The 16,899-nt window shown below is 69.5% G+C and carries 14 protein-coding genes and 1 pseudogene; 11 read left to right on the top strand and 4 right to left on the bottom strand.

What is annotated here, in order from left to right; translation table 11 throughout:
* Window position 1: 1 nt before the first annotated feature.
* Window positions 2–1,261 carry an aromatic ring-hydroxylating oxygenase subunit alpha gene (locus MPPM_RS18750; protein ID WP_096486360.1) on the bottom strand — a complete coding sequence of 420 codons (1,260 nt, stop codon included), beginning with the start codon at window positions 1,259–1,261 and terminating at the stop codon, window positions 2–4.
* Window positions 1,262–1,757: 496 nt separating this feature from the next.
* Between MPPM_RS18750 and MPPM_RS18745 the strand changes: the two genes are divergently transcribed.
* From MPPM_RS18745 to MPPM_RS18730, 4 genes are all read left to right on the top strand, one after another.
* Window positions 1,758–2,351, top strand: a complete 594-nt coding sequence (locus tag MPPM_RS18745) for a TadE/TadG family type IV pilus assembly protein (RefSeq protein WP_244573342.1) — start codon at window positions 1,758–1,760, stop codon at window positions 2,349–2,351.
* A complete protein-coding gene (locus MPPM_RS18740; protein ID WP_096486359.1) occupies window positions 2,348–2,977 on the top strand; it encodes a TadE/TadG family type IV pilus assembly protein in 630 nt (209 codons plus the stop codon). The genes MPPM_RS18745 and MPPM_RS18740 overlap by 4 nt, the downstream gene beginning before the upstream one ends.
* A gap of 194 nt (window positions 2,978–3,171) precedes the next feature.
* Window positions 3,172–4,593, top strand: coding sequence for a TadE/TadG family type IV pilus assembly protein (locus tag MPPM_RS18735; protein WP_173807925.1), 1,422 nt, complete (start codon window positions 3,172–3,174; stop codon window positions 4,591–4,593).
* 82 nt (window positions 4,594–4,675) lie between these two features.
* Window positions 4,676–7,411 carry a hybrid sensor histidine kinase/response regulator gene (locus tag MPPM_RS18730; RefSeq protein ID WP_096486358.1) on the top strand — a complete coding sequence of 912 codons (2,736 nt, stop codon included), beginning with the start codon at window positions 4,676–4,678 and terminating at the stop codon, window positions 7,409–7,411.
* A 67-nt stretch (window positions 7,412–7,478) separates the two neighbouring features.
* Here the strand turns inward: MPPM_RS18730 and MPPM_RS18725 are convergent, their stop codons facing one another.
* Window positions 7,479–8,543: an HD-GYP domain-containing protein gene (locus MPPM_RS18725; RefSeq protein ID WP_096486357.1), complete on the bottom strand. Its 1,065-nt coding sequence runs from the start codon at window positions 8,541–8,543 to the stop codon at window positions 7,479–7,481.
* A 183-nt stretch (window positions 8,544–8,726) separates the two neighbouring features.
* Window positions 8,727–9,587, bottom strand: a complete 861-nt coding sequence (locus MPPM_RS18720; protein WP_096487918.1) for a universal stress protein — start codon at window positions 9,585–9,587, stop codon at window positions 8,727–8,729.
* A 445-nt stretch (window positions 9,588–10,032) separates the two neighbouring features.
* Here MPPM_RS18720 and MPPM_RS18715 point away from each other — a divergent pair.
* The 4 genes and pseudogenes from MPPM_RS18715 to MPPM_RS18700 all read left to right on the top strand — a co-directional run bounded on the left by MPPM_RS18715 (window position 10,033) and on the right by MPPM_RS18700 (window position 13,819).
* Window positions 10,033–11,571, top strand: a pseudogene (locus MPPM_RS18715) (sensor histidine kinase).
* Between the two features lie 3 nt (window positions 11,572–11,574).
* A complete protein-coding gene (gene fixJ / locus MPPM_RS18710; RefSeq protein WP_096486356.1) occupies window positions 11,575–12,183 on the top strand; it encodes a response regulator FixJ in 609 nt (202 codons plus the stop codon).
* 112 nt (window positions 12,184–12,295) lie between these two features.
* Window positions 12,296–12,724: a response regulator transcription factor gene (locus tag MPPM_RS18705; RefSeq protein ID WP_096486355.1), complete on the top strand. Its 429-nt coding sequence runs from the start codon at window positions 12,296–12,298 to the stop codon at window positions 12,722–12,724.
* A gap of 393 nt (window positions 12,725–13,117) precedes the next feature.
* Entirely contained in the window at window positions 13,118–13,819 is a 702-nt protein-coding gene (locus tag MPPM_RS18700; RefSeq protein ID WP_096486354.1) for a helix-turn-helix domain-containing protein, read from the top strand.
* Between the two features lie 69 nt (window positions 13,820–13,888).
* Here MPPM_RS18700 and MPPM_RS18695 read toward each other — a convergent pair whose 3' ends face one another.
* Window positions 13,889–14,749, bottom strand: coding sequence for a universal stress protein (locus tag MPPM_RS18695; protein ID WP_096486353.1), 861 nt, complete (start codon window positions 14,747–14,749; stop codon window positions 13,889–13,891).
* Between the two features lie 278 nt (window positions 14,750–15,027).
* Between MPPM_RS18695 and MPPM_RS18690 the strand changes: the two genes are divergently transcribed.
* The 3 genes from MPPM_RS18690 to MPPM_RS18680 all read left to right on the top strand — a co-directional run bounded on the left by MPPM_RS18690 (window position 15,028) and on the right by MPPM_RS18680 (window position 16,872).
* Complete coding sequence (locus MPPM_RS18690; RefSeq protein WP_096486352.1) at window positions 15,028–15,246, top strand: hypothetical protein; 219 nt, start codon at window positions 15,028–15,030, stop codon at window positions 15,244–15,246.
* A 32-nt stretch (window positions 15,247–15,278) separates the two neighbouring features.
* Window positions 15,279–15,923: a BON domain-containing protein gene (locus MPPM_RS18685; RefSeq protein ID WP_096486351.1), complete on the top strand. Its 645-nt coding sequence runs from the start codon at window positions 15,279–15,281 to the stop codon at window positions 15,921–15,923.
* Window positions 15,924–16,053: 130 nt separating this feature from the next.
* Entirely contained in the window at window positions 16,054–16,872 is an 819-nt protein-coding gene (locus MPPM_RS18680) for a universal stress protein (RefSeq protein ID WP_096487917.1), read from the top strand.
* Window positions 16,873–16,899 lie beyond the last annotated feature (27 nt).

Genomic DNA, 16,899 nt, shown 5'->3' with positions numbered 1-16,899 from the left:
CTCAGCGCCCCAGATGCGCGGCCATGCGGCCGACATACCAGTTGCAGAACTTCTCCACGAGCATCTCGGTGTGCGGCGAGTAGGGGCCGGGCTCGTAGGCCGGGCTCGCCACGCCCTGCTGGCAGATGCCGACGAGCTCGCTGTCCTGATCGTTGGTGGCCTCCCAGACGCCGGTGAGGTTGGCCAGATCGTAATCGACGCCCTCGACCGCGTCCTTGTGCACGAGCCACTTGGTGCGCAGGAGCGAGCGCTCGGCATCGAGCGGCAGCACCGAGAAGGTGACGATGTGGTCACCGAGGAAGTGGTGCCAGGAATTCGGCTGCGTCCAGACCGAGAGGCCGCCGAGCTTGGCGTTGGTGAAGTTGCCGAGCAGCTTCCTGCAGGCGGCCTTTGTGTCGAGGGTGTGGGACTCGCCCTCGCCGTCGAGCGGCAGCCGCTCGGTGCGGAAGCCGCTGATCATGGTGTCGAGCTCGTCGATCTCCTTCGAGGGCAGCCCTTCCGCCTCCCACTCGCCGTGGCGGGTCTTGAGCAGGCAGCCGTAGCGCTCGGCCTGGGCCCGGTCGTGCTCGTCCATCTCCTCGGGGGCGAAGCCGAAACCGTAGGCGAAGAGCGGCACGGTCAATTCGGGATGGTTGGCCCCGCAATGGTAGCACTCGCGGTTGTTCTCCATCGTCAGCTTCCAGTTGCCGGGCTCGATGATGTCCTTCTGGAAGGCGACCTTGGTCTCGCGCACGTTGTGCGGCTCGATATACGACCCGAGCTTCGCGGCCATCTCGTCGAAATCGGCCGGGGGCTGGTCGGCGAGGCAGATGAACAGCAGACCCGCGAGCGAGCGGATGTGCACGGGCTTGAGGCCGTGGCAGCTTCGTCTGAAGTCCGGACCCATATGCTCGGCGTGGATCAGGTTGCCGGTGAGGTCGTAGGTCCAGGAATGGTAGCGGCAGACGAGATTGCCGACCGTGGACTTCTCGTCGTGGACGAGCCGGGCGCCGCGGTGGCGGCAGACATTGTGGAAGGCGCGGATCGCGTTGTCGTCGTCGCGCACGATCGCGACCGAGGTCTTGCCGATCTCGACGACCATCACGTCGCCGGCCTCCGGCACGTCGGGCTCGACGCCGACATAGATCCAGTGCCGCCCGAAGATGATCTCCATGTCGGCCTCGAACACCTCGGGGCTGAGATAGAACGGAGCGGCGAGGGTGTAGCCGGGGCGACGCTCGCGCAGCAGGCGCTGAAGCGGGGTGGGCGTCACATCGAGCATGGGGACCTCCCGAGCCGTATCTGGGCCTCAGGACTATCGCGGCTCGCTGTTCAGCCCGCTGCCATGGCAGCGACACTCCCTTGGCTCGCCGCGACGTCCCCCGCCCGCGCGCGATCCCCGGGTCCATCGACGCGCCCCGCGGATTGTCCGGGCCGCCCGGATCGTCGACATCGTCAAATGCGGCGCGATTGATCACCATCGTCGCAAGTCAACGCGCGGTCGATGGAGCGTTGCCGGCAGATGACGGCGCGGGGTTGCCGGTCTCGCCAAAATCGATCATTCGCGGGCGGGCGTTCACAACCAGTTGATGAGCCGAACACCCTCGCAAAATCCGCAGCGGGCGCTTGAGATCGCCGGACGGCACAGTCTTCCCGATTGGATTCACGGAGCATAAAGGCGCGTGGCCTTAACTGCTCGAGCGAGCACGTCTCGTATCGGGGAAGAACCCCAGCGGTGCTGAGACCGCGGGGAAGCGGCATCGACGAAGACCAAACCCTTGAAAGCCTCTCGGCTCCTCCAGCATTTCCGGCGCTTCTCAGCATCAGGTGTTCTGAGGTCTCGGTTCGCCCGTAACGTCGACGGCGTCGCCGCGGTCGAGCTTTCACTCGTCATCCTGCCGCTTTTCGTCCTTGTGCTGGTGATCATGGAGGCCTCGATCCTCGCATTCGCCCAGCACCAGCTCGACGTCTCGGTACAGCGGGCGGCGCGCCTCGTCCGCACGGGGGCCTTTCAGGAAGATGCGGGCGGCACCGATGTCGCGCAGCAGCTGCGCGGCCTCCTCTGCGGTTCGGGCCTTCGATTCTATCAATGCGACGAGATGCGGTTCGATCTCGTGCGCTCCGCCACCTTCGCCATCAAGCAGATCTCACCGGCCTACGATGCCGGCCGCGGCGACTGGGCCGCCGGATTCGGCAGCCAGTTCGACTGTCCGGTGGGCGGGGCTGTCCACGTTCTGCGCGCGGCCGTGCCGATGCTGCGGCCGTTCCGATTTCTCGATTACACCGGCCAGCGGATGCCCGGCGGCAGGCAGCTCCTCATGTCGACGGCGGTCTTCCGGGCGGAAAGCTATGCGGAAGGGTCGTGTCCATGAGGCTGCGCCGGCCCTTCCCGGCGCGAGGGCGCGCCGTCGCGGCGGAGCATCCGCTCACGCGGACTCTCGTCCGCTTCGGCCGGGCTCAGGGCGGGGCGAGCGCCGTCGAGTTCGCTTTCATCGCCCCCGTCCTCCTGCTCCTGTTCGTGGCCACGATCGAGATCCCGCGGGCCATCGCCACCAACAATCGTCTCGCCCAGGCCACGATCACGATGGCCGACCTCGCCTCCAAGAGCGATTACAGTGACATCAACGACGTGTTCTCGGCCGCTCAGGTCGTGGCGTCCCCCTACAGCTTGGCCGGCATCGGCATCGTGCTGACGGCGGGCGGGGTCTATCAGGCCGGGAACGACTTCGTGGCCAGGGTCTGCTCCAGTGTCCAGCAGGGAGACCAGGCCCGCGCCGTCGGCTCCGATATCGGTCCTCCGCCGGCGGGAACGGCGTCCAAAGGAGACCGCTTCGTCATGGCTGAGACACGGCTGTCCTATCGGCCGCTGTTCTCCTTCTTCCCGTTCCTCAACGGTCTGACGTTCACGGCGAAGACCGTGTGGCCGGTGCGCGAGGGCATCGCGAAAAACGGGCAGGTCGAAGTCGTCCTGCCGGGCGGGAGCCCCTGTCCGGCGTGACGTCAGCACGAGGATTTGGATCCTACTGTCCGAGGACTAGCGACGACGGCACGTGGTGATCGTCGGCTGAACATCGTCATTGTAAATCGTGCGTAAACCGTAAGGTAGCTGCACTGCCGAGGCCAAGTATGTCCTATTAACTCGGGAGAATTACTCCTGAGGAGGGTACGACGGGCGATGGGGCAAAAGTCACGATGGTGACGTGTGGCGCGAAGGAGAAGGCGAAACGCACGATCCGGTGGAACAAGCCTCTGGCGAGCCTGTATCGGGAGACGGACGGCGCGGTTGCGGTGATCTTCGGGCTGGCGGCCTCCACCCTGATCGCCCTGGTCGGAGGCGCGATCGACTACGCGAAGGTCGTCTCCGCCCGCACGCATCTGCAGGGCGCGGTCGATGCCGGCGTCCTGGCCGGCGGCAATGCGCTCAAGCTCGTCGTTTCGAGCACCGAATCCATCGTCGGTCTGACGACACAGACGATCCAGGCCGAGGCGAAGGCCGGCGCCGATGCGCCGGTCTCCCTCCAAGTCACCGTCGCCTCCGACAAGACGAGCGTCGAGGCGCGCGCCGAACAGGTCATCAAGCTCACCTTCGGAACGTTCGTCGGCATGGGATCGATGCCGGTCGCGGTGCGGGCACGGGCGAGCGTCGTCGGCCGGATGCGCCTGTGCATGCTGGCCCTCGACCCGGCTGCGTCCGGTGCGTTCAACCTGGAGCGCAACGCTCAGGTCACGGCCTACGACTGTGCCCTCTACTCGAACTCCACCAGCAGCTCGGGGATGGTCGGTCGCGACGGCGCGCTCGCGCGGGCACAGACGATCTGCTCCGCGGGCGGATTCAAGGACGACCGCGCGAACTTCACGCCCAACCCTCAGACGAGCTGCCCCGTCATCCAGGATCCGCTCCGTAACCGGCCGGCCCCACCGGTCGGGAGCTGTGTGAACCTTCCCGAGGTCCTGCGCCTCGCCGATGCGCTCACGGGCAAGAGCAAGGGCAGCAACGTCGTCTCGGACTCGGTCACGCTCGATCCGGGCACGTATTGCGGTGGCTTGCACATTACCAAGAATGCCGTCGTCACCCTGCGGCCGGGCATCTACGTCATGAAGGACGGTCCGCTCATCGTGGACAAGAAGGCGACGATGACGGGCAAGGACGTCGGCTTCTACTTCAGCGGAAACAACAGCGGCTTGCTCTTCGACAAGAAGACGACGGTCGATCTGTCGGCGCCGACGACGGGCGTAATGGCGGGCCTCCTGATGACCGAGGATCCCTCCGTCACCCTGCCGATCGATCCGGCGCTCGCCGTCGATTCGCTTCTCGGCGACCTGATCACGCTGACGCCCCCGCCGCTCGGCGCGAGCAAGCCGATGCGGATCTACCGCATCATCAGCGACAACGCCCGAACCATGCTCGGGACCATCTATCTGCCCGCTGGCCGTCTCGTGATCGACTCGAAGCGGCCGGTGGCGGACCTTTCCGCCTACACCGTTGTCGTGGCCCAGCAGATCAACCTCTACGAGGGCCCGAACCTCTACCTTAACGCGGATTACAACCGCTCGAGCGTCCCGGTCCCGAAAGGTGTCGGCCCGATCTCAGGGCGGCTCGTCATCAGCCAGTAGCCTTATCAGCCAGTCGCCTTCGCGATCCGTGCCGGAGCCCCGATCCGCTCCAGTGCGAGACCCTTCCCGCGAGAGACATCCCGTGCGCAGCCCGTTCACGAACCCGATCCGCTCGCTGTCCGGACGGCTCGCGCTCGCCGTGGCCAGCGCCGTGGCGATCGCCCTCCTCCTCCTGACCGGCCTCTCGACCTGGCGCGAGGTCGAGCGCTACGCCGCCGCCAAGCGCGAAGCCCTGCGGATGACCGCGCAGATCCTGGCCGCCAGCGCCGCGCAGGCGACGGCGCAGGGCGATGAGGCGGCGGCGCTGAGCACGCTGCGGGCGATCGCCCACGGGCAGGCCCTGGTCTACGCCTCGGTCGAGCGGGCCGACGGCGAGATCCTCGCCGAGCAGGGCATCGGCCTGCGGCTCTCGGACGACATCGACCTCGATCGGGGCTCGGTCTCGCCCCTCGATCTCATGACGACGCGGACCCTGCGCGTCTCGGTCCCGATCCTGGAGAACGCCCGCCCGATCGGGCGCGTCGTCCTGGTCTCGGACAACCGCGACCTGGCCGAGCGCATCGCCGAGGTCGGCCTCACGGCGGTGCTTGCCGGGCTGCTCGCCCTCGCGCTCGGGCTCGCCGTCTCGATGGGGCTGCAGCGCAGCGTCACCCGACCGCTGGCGGCACTCGCCCGGACCATGGACGGGGTGCGCCTCGGCCACGACTACTCGAAGCGCGCGGAGGCCGGCAGCGGCGAGGTCGGCGCGCTGGCCGAGAGCTTCAACGACCTTCTGCGGGCGGTCAACGAGCGCGACCGGGCGATCGCGCGCTACAATGCGGGCCTGGAGGAGGAGATCCGGCTGCGGACCCACGACCTGATCGAGGCCAAGCAATCCGCCGACGAGGCCAACGCGGCCAAGTCCGTCTTTCTCGCGACCATGAGCCACGAGATCCGCACGCCGATGAACGGCATGCTGGTGATGGCGGAACTCCTGGCCTCGGCCGATCTGCCGCCGCGCCAGCAGCGCTACGCCAGGGTCATCGCCCGTTCCGGCCAATCCCTGCTCGCCATCATCAACGACATCCTCGATTTCGCGAAGGTGGAAGCCGGCCGCCTGGAGGTGGAACGCATCCCCTTGAGCCCGCGCGACGTCGCCGACACCGTCGTGACCCTGTTCGCCGAACGCGCGGCGTCCGCGGGGCTCGACCTCGCGGCGCAGATCGATGGCGACGTGCCGCGCACGCTCCTTGGCGATCCGGTACGGCTTGGGCAGGTGCTCGGCAATTTCGTCTCGAACGCGCTGAAGTTCACTGCCGCCGGCCACGTCCTGGTGCGGATGGCGATGGAGCGGGAGGCGTCCGGTCCGGTCCTGCGCATCGCCGTGTCCGACACCGGCATCGGCATCCCGCAGGACCGGCTGGCGGGGATCTTCACCGCCTTCACCCAGGCCGACCAGTCGATCGCCCGCCGCTTCGGCGGCACCGGGCTGGGGCTGTCGATCGCCGAGCGCCTGATCGTCGCCATGGGCGGCCGCGTCGGCGTCGAGAGCCGCCTCGGCGAGGGCTCGACGTTCTGGGCGCGCATCCCGGTCGAGGGGGCGGAGAGCGCCGGGCCGACCGTCCGCCGTGCCTCCGCGGTGCCCGCCGCGATCCGCTTCGGCGCGGTCGGCGCGGCGACGCGCGCCGCTCTGACGGCCGATCTGCGGGCCGCCGGTTTCCGACCCGCGCCGTCCGGCGACGGCCACTGGATCCTCGAGGCGTCAGAGCTACGGGAAAGCGGCCGCCCGGAGGGCGCGGGCCGGGTCGTCGCGCTGGTGCCGATCGGCGACGGCTCCGGTCCCGGTCTCGTCAGAGACGGTCTGGCCGATGCCGTGCTGCGCCGTCCCCTCGCCCAGGCCGAATGGCGCCCGCTCCTGGCTGCCCTTGCCGAAGGCGCCCCCCTCGCCGTCGAGGCTCCCGAGGTGGACGAGAGCCCGGCCGCCGCCCTGCCCTCCTTCGCCGGCGCACGGGTGCTCCTGGCCGACGACAGCGCCGTCAACCGCGAGGTCGCGGCCGAAGCGCTCGGCCGTTTCGGGGTGCGCGACATCGTCTGCGTCGAGGACGGCCAAGCCGCGGTGGAGGCCGCCGCCGCGAACCGCTTCGATCTCGTCCTGATGGACGGAAGCATGCCGGTGCTGGACGGCTTCAGCGCGGCCGCCGCGATCCGCGCCCGGGAGGCGCGCGACGGGGCGGAGCGGGTGCCGATCGTGGCGCTCACCGCCCATGTCGTCGGTGACGGGGCCGAATCCTGGCAGGCGGCGGGCATGGACGGCCTGCTCGCCAAGCCGTTCACCCTAGCGCAGCTCGGCGCGCTGCTGGCACGGCACCTGCCCGGCGTGATCCGCGACGATCCCGCGGAGGCCGTGCCGCCATCGATGCCGATTCCGGCAATGTCGGAGGTGGCGCTGCTCGACGAGCCGACCATCGCCAACCTGGAGGAACTCGGCGACCGGGATTTCCTGGAACGCATTCTCCACCTCTACGTCGCTCAGGCGCCTCAGGCGCTCCTGGCGCTCGAAGACGCCCTCGCCCGTGACGACGCCCCGGACGTGGCCCGTGCCGCCCACGGCCTCAAATCGATGAGCGCCAATATCGGTGCGGCCCAGGTGAAGGATCGCGCCGGTGCGATCGAGCGGGCGGCCCGCGACGGCAACCTGGCCAGCCTCGCCGATGGGGCGTCCGGCCTGGACGATCTGCTCGCCCGCACCGTGAGCGCGCTTCATCTCCGTCTCGGGCTGCGCGCCGAAAGGGGGCCGGACGAGACCGCTCGCGGGCAAGGCGCGCTCGAACGCTGCTGAGGATTGCGTGAGGGGCGAGCGGGGCCGGTCCGGTTGTCCGGCCCCCGCCGCTCGTGGGAAGGCCGGCTCAGGCGGCCTGCGTCTCGGAGGCGGTGTCGTCGCGGCCGAGGGTGAGGAAGGCCTGGACGGCGGTCCAGCGGCTCAGGAATGCCTCGACGACGCTCGGGTCGAAGTGGGAGCCGGCGTTCTCCTGCAGAAAGGCGCGGGCCCGCTCCGGCGACCAGGCTTGCTTGTAGGGCCGCTCGGTCGTCAGCGCGTCGAACACGTCGGCCACCGCGACGATGCGGCCGGCTTGGGGGATGGCCTCGCCCTTCAGGCCGTGCGGGTAGCCGGCCCCGTCCCAGCGCTCGTGGTGGCTGCCCGCGATCTCGGCCGCGAGCCGCATGACGGGCGATTCGCTGCCGCCCAGGATGCGCCGGCCCCGATCGGCGTGCTTCTCCATCTCCCAGCGCTCCTCGGGCGTGAGAGCGCCCGGCTTCAGCAGGATGGCGTCCGGCACGGCGATCTTGCCGACGTCGTGCATGGTCGCGGCCAGGGATATCTGCCGGATGTCGGCGGCGGACAGGCCCATCGCCTCGGCGATCAGCCCGACATAGGCGGAGACGCGCGCGATGTGGTCGCCGGTGTCGGAATCCCGGTGCTCGGCCGCGCGCATGAGCGTCGAGACGATCTCGCGCTCGCGCTCCTCGACAAGGGCCACGGCCGCCGCGACCTCGCGGGCGAGCTGCGCGGCGTGGTCGCGCTGCGCCCGGTGGGCCTCGGAGAGGGCGAGCAGGTTCGTGACGCGGGCACGGATCTCGACCGCGTCGGCCGGCTTGGTGAGAAAGTCGGTGGCGCCCGCCTCCAGCGCCTCGCGGCGCAGGCTGCGCTGATCGTGGCTCGTGACCATGACCGTGGGAACGGCGGCGAGACCGGGGATGCGCCTCACGGCCCTGATGAATTCGATGCCGTTCATGCCCGGCATCTCGTAGTCGGTGATGACGATCCCGATGTCGCCGGCGTGGGTCTCCGCGAAGGCGAGCGCCTCCGCCGGCACGGTGAAGGCATGCGGTACGCATCCGGCGAGCGGCCGCAGGGAGGCCACCATCACCAGGTTGTTCATCTCGGCGTCGTCGAGGACGAGAGCGAGCATCGAGCGGTGTCCCAGGCCGGTTCGGCCCCCGTGCCCAGCCGGGTGCTCTGGCGGCAGCCCTGCCCTAGACAGAGCCACTAACACCGCCGCCCATTGCCGAAAGGTGAAGGCGGCGTCGGTTCTCCACGGGAGGTCGCCGCCGCGCGCCGCAAAGCGCGCGGAAGAGGGTTCCGGCCCGGGCGTTCAGCGCGACAGGAACAGCGGGACGGGGCAGCTCCGCAGCAGCGAGCGCGTCACGCCGCCGAAGAAGAACTGGCGTGCGCGGGAATGGCGGTAGGCGCCCATCACGATCATGTCGGCCCGGAACAAGCCGGCCTGGGAGCGCAGGGTGTCACCGATGGAGGCGGAAACGGGCAGGTGATTGACGATGACGTTCACCCCGTGCCGGGCGAGATGGGGGGCGAATTCGGCACCGGGCACCGAGTCGCGGATCTCCGCGGCGTGGCCGACGGAGACGATCTCCACCGCCTCGGCTGCGCGCAGGAGCGGCAGCGCGTCGTTGGCGGCCCGCGCCGCCTGGGCGCTGCCGTCCCAGGCGACGATGATCCGGCGACCGGCGAAGCTCGCGTGCCCCGGCGGCACCGCGATGACCGGGCGACCGCTCTTGAACAGAGTCGATTCGAGCGCTTCGCGGTCGAGGTCGCAGGTCCAGATCTCGGCATCCAGAACCGTCAGATCATGCAGGCGCGCCTGTTCCGCCAGCCGGTGGATGACGGCCGGATAGGGCAAGCTCGGCGTCTCCGTCGTGCAGACGACGCCCGCCATCATCGCGTCGCCCGCGGTGCGGTCAGCGATGGCGCGGGCGAGGGTGTCGAGGCGGCGATCGATTTCCGCGACGCTGCCGTCGTCGAAACCGCTGATCCAGCGGTCGTCGCCCGAGAGACGCCACGAGGCCGACTGAAGGGTCAGGTGGGCGCCCGCGGCCTTCGCCAGCGTCAGGCCGTAGCCGACGGCGGCTGAGGCTGTCTCGCCCTCGTTCTCCACGGCGATGCCAACGAGGATGTCGCGAAGGCCCTTGAGCGCGGATGAGGCAGGGTGGGACATGATTGGGACTCCGGTCTGAACGTCCGTCGCGAGCATCCCGCTGTCCGGTCATCGCCGGAGCGTGAACGGCCGGGGACGGGGGCTGGGGCAACGCTCCGAACCGCACCATCGTTGAAGGGGCCGGAGCGGGTCGGCCTTGATCCAACGCAAAATCGGCTGTGCGGTCCCGACGCGGACGCGGATCAATCCATGTGCGGGCTTGGACTTTGCCTATCCGCATAGCAAAGGTTGTGAAAATCGCATGAAATTCTGAAACATAAACTGTTTTGCCTCATATGTTGCCTTTGCATACAAGCAAAAATTGCGTACCCTTCATCAAAGAAGGTTCTGTCTTTGTGAATGATAAAGGAAGGTTCTGGGAATTTTTATCAAATGAGATGATTGATGCTGTGATCGTGTGCCAATGATCTTTGGTTCCCATACGGCGACTTCCGGAGTGGCATCGATGACGCTCCCCTTTGCGGCGTCGGGTACGGCTCAGGGTGTGGATGAAGGGCTCACCGTCGAGGATTTCCGGCAGACCCTCCACGAGGTCGGTGTCTGCATCTGGTCGCTGGACATTGCGACGGGCCGTGTCAGCGTCTCGCAGGGCTGTGCCGCCCTGTTCGGTGTCCCGTCCGATCAATTGACGAGCTTCGCCGCCACCCAGGATCTGGTGCATCCGGATGACCGCCAGGCCCGCGCCGATGCGATCGAGCGGGTGCTGCGCGCCGGCGGCAGCTACGAGGTCGATTACCGTGTCAGGCCGCCGAACGGGCGGAGTGGCTGGCTGCGTTCGCGCGGACAGGTGAATCTCGATGACGAGGGACGTCCCGGGCGGCACCGGGGCGTCGTCTTCAGCATCGACGAGCAGAAGCAGGTGGAGGCGGAGCTCCGGGCCCGCGAGGCGCATCTTCGCTCGATCCTCGACACCGTGCCGGAGGCGATGGTGGTCATCGACGAGGCGGGCGTGATCCACTCGTTCAATCCGGCGGCCGAACGCCTGTTCGGATACGCCGCCGACGAGGCGATCGGGCAGGATGTCGGCATCCTGATGCCGGAGCCGATGCGGGATCGGCACGATGCCGATCTCGCGCGCTATCATCAAACGCGCTGGCGGACGATCATCGGCACCACTCGGACGGTCATGGGGCGCCGACGTGACGGCTCGACCTTCCCGATGGAGCTCGCCATCGGCGAAATGAACTCGGGCGAGCGCGTCTTCTTCACCGGCTTCATCAACGACCTCACCGAACAGCGGCGGACGGAGGTACGTCTCCAGGAACTGCGATCGGAGCTGGGACACGTCTCCCGCCTGAGTGCCATGGGCGAGATGGCAACGACCCTCGCCCACGAACTGAATCAGCCGCTCGGCGCCATCAGCAACTACACCAACGGCTGCCGCCGCCTGCTGGCGCAGCCCAGTCCCGAGACCATCGCCAGGGCGCAGGAGGTTCTCGACAAGGCGGCCGAGCAGGCGCTGTGAGCCCGACAGATCATTGCCCGCCTGCGCGAGTTCGTCACCCGGGGCGAGACCGAGAAACGGGTCGAGCCGGTTGCGACGATGATCGAGGAGGCCGGCGCCCTGACCCTGCCCGGCGCCGACGAGCAGGGGATCACGGCGCGGGTCGTGCTGGATCCGCAGGTCGCATCGGTCCTCGCCGACCGGGTGCAGGTGCAGCAGGTTCTGGTCAATCTGCTGCGCAACGCCCGCGAGGCGATGCAGCGGAGCCACCGGCGCGAACTGACAATCGAGACGCGGCGGGTCTCGCCGGAGCTTGCCGAGATCGCGGTGTCGGATACCGGCACCGGTATTGCCGAGGACGTGGCGGACCGCCTGTTCCAGCCCTTCGTCACCACCAAGGCCGGTGGAATGGGGGTCGGACTCTCGATCTGCCGCACCATCATCGAGGCGCATGGCGGCCGCCTGTGGGCCGAGGGCAACGCTGCCGGCGGGGCGACCTTCCGCCTGACGCTACCCGTCGCGCCCGAGGGAGATCAGTAATCGATGGCGCCTGCCCTCGTGCATGTGGTGGACGACGATCCCGCGATGCGGGACTCGGTCGCCTTCCTCCTCGACACGGCCGGCTTCGAAGTTCGGCTCTACGAGGCGGGAGCGATCCTGCTGAGGCGGCTCGCTCCGCCGATCAGCGGCTGCATCCTGACCGATATCCGCATGCCCGGCCTCGATGGGCTGGAACTGTTCCGCCGCCTCCGGTCGGCCGGTCACACGCTGCCCGTCGTGATGATGACGGGGCATGGCGACGTGCCGCTCGCGGTCGAGGCGATGAAGCTCGGTGCCTGCGACTTCATCGAGAAGCCGTTCGGCGGCGAGGCGCTCCTGCAGGCGCTGCATTCCGCCCTGGAGCGGGGCGGTCACAGCGGGGTGATCGACCCGAGCCTTCAGGAGTTCGTCCGGCGGCTGCTGACTCTGAGCGAGCGCGAGCGTCAGGTTCTCGACCATCTGGTGGCCGGCGGCACCAGCAAGGAGATCGGGCGCCTGCTCGACATCTCTCCGCGAACGGTCGAGATCTACCGGGCCAAGGTCATGGCCAAGACGCGGGCGGGAAACCTGCAGGAACTGGTGCGCTGGGCGGTGCTGGCCGGTTTCGCGTGATGTCGGCGTGAGGCCGGCTTGAGATCGATCAAGGTGCGCGGCGGAGCGGAGCCCATGATGGCATCTCGCCCCGAATGATTCTCGTGGCCCCTCAGGCCGACCGACGCCTCCCATGCCGCTCTCTCCATCGAGCCTCATCTACGTCGTGGACGACGACCCGGCGGTCCTGCACTCGACCTGCTTCCTCTTCGAGAGCGCAGGGCACCGGCCCGTGGCCTTCGCGAGTGGGGAAGCGTGCCTGACGGCCTTCCCCGGCCCGAGCCCGGCCGTCGTGCTGATCGATCAGGTCATGCCGGGCCTGGACGGCATCGAGGTGTTCGTCCGCCTGCGGGACCTCGATGCCCGGGTGCCCGTCATCCTGATCACCGGGCACCCGAACCCGTGCATCCGCAGGCGGGCCCACGCGGCCGGAATCTCCCTGGTCGAGAAGCCCCTTGCCCTCGACGACCTGCCGGGGCTGATCGCCGCCGGGCGGAACGCCCCGGGAGCGAGTCCGGGCGCGAGTCCGGGAGCCGTTTCGGGAGCGGCCCTTGCCGGGTGACGAACAGCCCGCCGCGGGACTTCGCGGGCGCGGCGGCTTGCGCGGATCGGCCCAGGGCGCAACGTGGGGGGACACGGCGTGCGCCTTCCCTGCTCCGGCTGATCGCGAAGGCTGACAGGGGATGCTCCGCACGGCGTTGATCTCGCACAATCCCGGACCAGCAAGGTCCGGACCCGCCGCGAATTCCGCGTCCGGCGGTCGCTCCCGCGCCCCGCCGGACCCCGGCCGGCCGATCCGTTCAGGTCGGGCGAACCGGGATGACGAGCGGCAGGAGCCGAGCCGCATCTCTACGTAGTTCTCCTTAAGCAGAGCCACTTAAGAGAGCGTCCGGAATATCGTCGGCGCGACACTGCGGCCACTCTCGCTCCATCCAGACGGATGAGGAGCGACCCGATGGGCACCAAGCCGACGCCGAGATCCGCCCTTGCCGCCGCGCGTTCCCGCACGCCGCCGCGGAGCCTCCCGGGAAGCGGCCACCGTACCGGCCTCTTCGCCGACTGCCCCGACCTGATCGGCACGCCCTTCTCCTACGCCCGCGAGGAGGAGATCTACGGCGAGGGCGAGGAGGCGGAGTTCGTCTACCGCGTCGTCGAGGGGGCCGTGCGCGTCCACAAGGTGCTGAGCGACGGGCGGCGCCAGATCACCGGCTTCCACCTGGCCGGAAGCCTGTTCGGCTTCGAGCAGGGCGACGTCCACTGGCATACGGCGGAAGCGCTCTCGGACACCCGGGTGCTGATCTTCCAGCGGCGGCCGATCGAGCGCGCCGCCACCCACAGCGCCGAGGTCGCCTGCCAGCTCTGGAGCATGGCCACGGCCAACCTGCGCGATGCCCAGGATCTCACGCTCCTGCTCGGCCGCCGCTCCGCCCAGGAGCGTCTCGCGGCTTTCCTGGTCGAGGTCGACGGACGGTTCGGCGGGACCGGGACCTTCGCCCTGCCGATGACCCGGCGCGACATCGCCGACTATCTCGGTCTCACCATCGAGACCGTTTCGCGCACCTTCTCCCAGCTCGAGGAGGACGGAGCGCTGCGGCGCTCGAGCGGCCGGCAGATCACGCTCCACCGGGCCCGCCTGCGCCGCGTGGTCGAGAACTGACACGGCCACCGCTCTATCCGGTGACCGTATCGGCGCCTGCCCACGCGGCCGCGAAGGCCGCCTCGGCGGTCAATGGGCGAGGAACAGCGGCACCGGCGAGCGTGTCAGGAGGGCGTGCGTCACGCCGCCGAGAAACCACTCCTTCAGCCGCGAATGGCGGTAGGCGCCCATCACCAGCATCTCCGCTCCGGACAGCCCGACCTGACGTCTCAGCGTCTCCGCGGCGTCGCCCGCGACCGGTACGTTGGTCACCGACACGTTCACGCCGTGGCGGGCGAGGTGCGGCGCGAATTCCACGCCCGCGACCGAGGTCGAGAGATCCTTCTCGCCGACCACGGAGACGATCTCGACCGACTCCGCCGCGCGCAGGAACGGCAGGGCGTCGTTGGCGGCCCTCGCGGCCTGGGCGCTGCCATCCCAGGCGACGATGATCCTTCGCGCCGCGAACGTGTCCCAGCCCGCGGGCACCACGAGGAGCGGCCGACCGCTTCCGAACAGGACCCCGTCGATCAGGTCGCGGTCGAGATCGACCTCCCGCGCTTCGGCGTCCAGAAGGGTCAGATCCGCGAGCCGGGCGCGGGCGGTGAGCCGTCCGACCAGTTCCGGATAGGCCAGGGCGGGCACCTCGATCGAGCAGGTCACCCCCTCGAGCGTGGCCTCGGTCGCGGCGCGCTCGGCGATGGCCCGCGCCCGGGCGCTCAGGCGCCGGTTCTCCTGTGCGACGAGGTCGTTGACGAAGCCCCACCCCGATCCGCCGACCAGGGTCAGGCGGCGGGCGGCCGATTGGACGGTGAGGTGGGCGCCGGTCACGCCGGCGAGCGACAGGGCAACGCCGAGCGCGCTCGCCGTCTCGTCGCCGCGGCCCTCTTCGGTCAGACCGACGAGGATGTCGCGCAGGCCCACGAGGGCGGCGGACGGTGGGTTCGGCATCGACTTCCTCCGAGATGACATCGATCCGGAGAGTGCCGCACCGCGGCTGGGTCGCCTTGATCCAGCGCAAGTCCGGGATTCGCGACGGATACGGGCGGAGGCCGTCCGCCGGCGCCGGGCCTCGACGCATCCGGTGCGGCCACTCCGGACTATTCGCAGGTTCGGCTCCCCGCGGGGCGAAGGTGCCGCGGGCGGGCTGCGGCAGCCTTGAGGTGGATCAAGGCATCGTCCGCCGGGCGCGGCAGGATGCCCCGGTCAGTCAAGGACGGGAGCGAGCGATGAGTGTGGTGCTTCAAACCATCGACATCGAGACGGTGCGCTACGTGCGGGTTCCGGCCGGATCGGTGCCGCACGATGCGGCCTCCAGGGCCGGCACGCGGGCGGCGGGCGTCGTCACGGATCTCGCGCGCTATCAAACCCTCCCCAGTCTGCAGGCGCTCGCCCTGGCCATCGTCGCCGCTGTGGCGACGACGGGGCTGATCCTCCTGGGGCTCTGACCGTTCGAGGCTGCGAAGCGAGGAGGCGGGAGATGGACGACGTCATCGTGCGTCAGCACGTTCTCGACGAACTGGAGCTCGCGCCGATGATCGACGCGGCGCAGATCGGGGTCACGGTCGAGAACGGCGTCGTGACCCTTAGCGGGCATGTGCGGAACTATGCCGAGAAGGGGATCGTCGAACGGGTCGCCTTGCGGGTTCGCGGCGTCCGCGCCGTCGTCGAGCAGATCGAGGTCCGCTATCCGGACAACCCGCGGATCGGCGACGAGGCCCTGGCCGACCGCTGCGCCCGGGTGCTGGAATGGGATGTGCAGATCCCCGAGCGATCCGTCTCGCTCAAGGTCGAGCGCGGCTGCGTCACGCTCCAGGGCAGCGTGCCGCACTACTATCAGAAGGCGGCCGTGGACAAGGCGCTGCGCCGCCTCGCCGGCGTCACCGACATCGTCAACCTCATCGCGGTGACGCCGCCGGCCCAGGCCACCGAGGTCGAGGCCCGGATCCGCGAGGCCCTGAAGCGGAGCGCGAAGACACCCGACACGATCCGGGTTCAGGTCGAGGGCGGCAAGGTGACCCTCGACGGCTGCGTCGATGTCTGGCGCGAGCGCGAATTGGCCGAGCGGGCGGCCTGGTCGGTCCCGGGCGTGTCCGCCGTCGAGGATCGTCTGACGATCGCCTGAGGCCGGCGTCGGATGCGGGCGGCTCCGGCGGCCCGTCCCGCGAGGCCGGCGCTTGCGATGGATCAAGGTTCGGACCCCGGCGGCGGCGCAGGATGCCCACCGGGCCGGGGCCAGGAAGCGGGAGATGTTCATGACGATCCGCACCATCACGGTCTCGGTCGATCTCGGCGCCGCGGCCGCGGATCGTGTCCAACTCGCCGCCGGGCTCGCCGAGCGCCTGCGGGCCTGCCTGATCGGGGTCGGCGCATGCCGGGTCCCCAGCTACCTTCCGGTGGGCGACATGCTCGCGGTCGAGCGGATCTACGAGGACGAGGAGAGGCGGGCACGGGAGCAGCTCGACCAGGTCAGGGCCCTGTTCGAGCGGGAGGCGGGGACGATGCCGCGGACGGAGTGGCGCTCGGCGCTGACCGACCCCCTCGCCTATCACGCGGAGCAGGCCCGGGAAGCCGATCTCGTCGTCGTCGGCCGGCAGGGACCGGCGGATGGCGATCCGGGACCGACCGCGGTGCCGACCGGCGCGCTGCTGATGGCGGTCGGCCGGCCCGTGCTGGTGGTGCCCCCCAGTCTCGAACGGCTCGGGCTCGGATGCGCCGTCGTGGCCTGGAAGGAGACCCGCGAGGCGCGGCGGGCGGTGCACGACGCCCTGCCCCTGCTGAGCCTGGCGGAGCGGGTCTGCGTCGTCGCCGTGGGACCCGACGCGCATCGCGCGGGCGCCGAGGGCACGGCGGCCTACCTCACGCGCCACGGCCTCGCGGCGACGACGCACCTGCTGCCGGATCAACCGGCCGTCGGCGCGGGCGACGCCCTGCTGCGCTTCGCCGGGCGCGAGGGCGCCGATCTGCTGGTGATGGGCGCCTACGGCCACAGCCGCCTGCGGGAATGGATCTTCGGCGGCGCCACGCACGACATCCTCCAGGCGACGCATGTCTGCTGTCTGATGAGCCACTGATCCCGGATCCGCCATCGCGCGGAGGAT

The organism is Methylorubrum populi (assembly GCF_002355515.1).
Taxonomy (GTDB): domain Bacteria; phylum Pseudomonadota; class Alphaproteobacteria; order Rhizobiales; family Beijerinckiaceae; genus Methylobacterium; species Methylobacterium populi_A.
The sequence above is the reverse complement of the archived record's forward strand: the minus strand, read 5'-3'. Positions and strand labels throughout refer to the sequence as shown.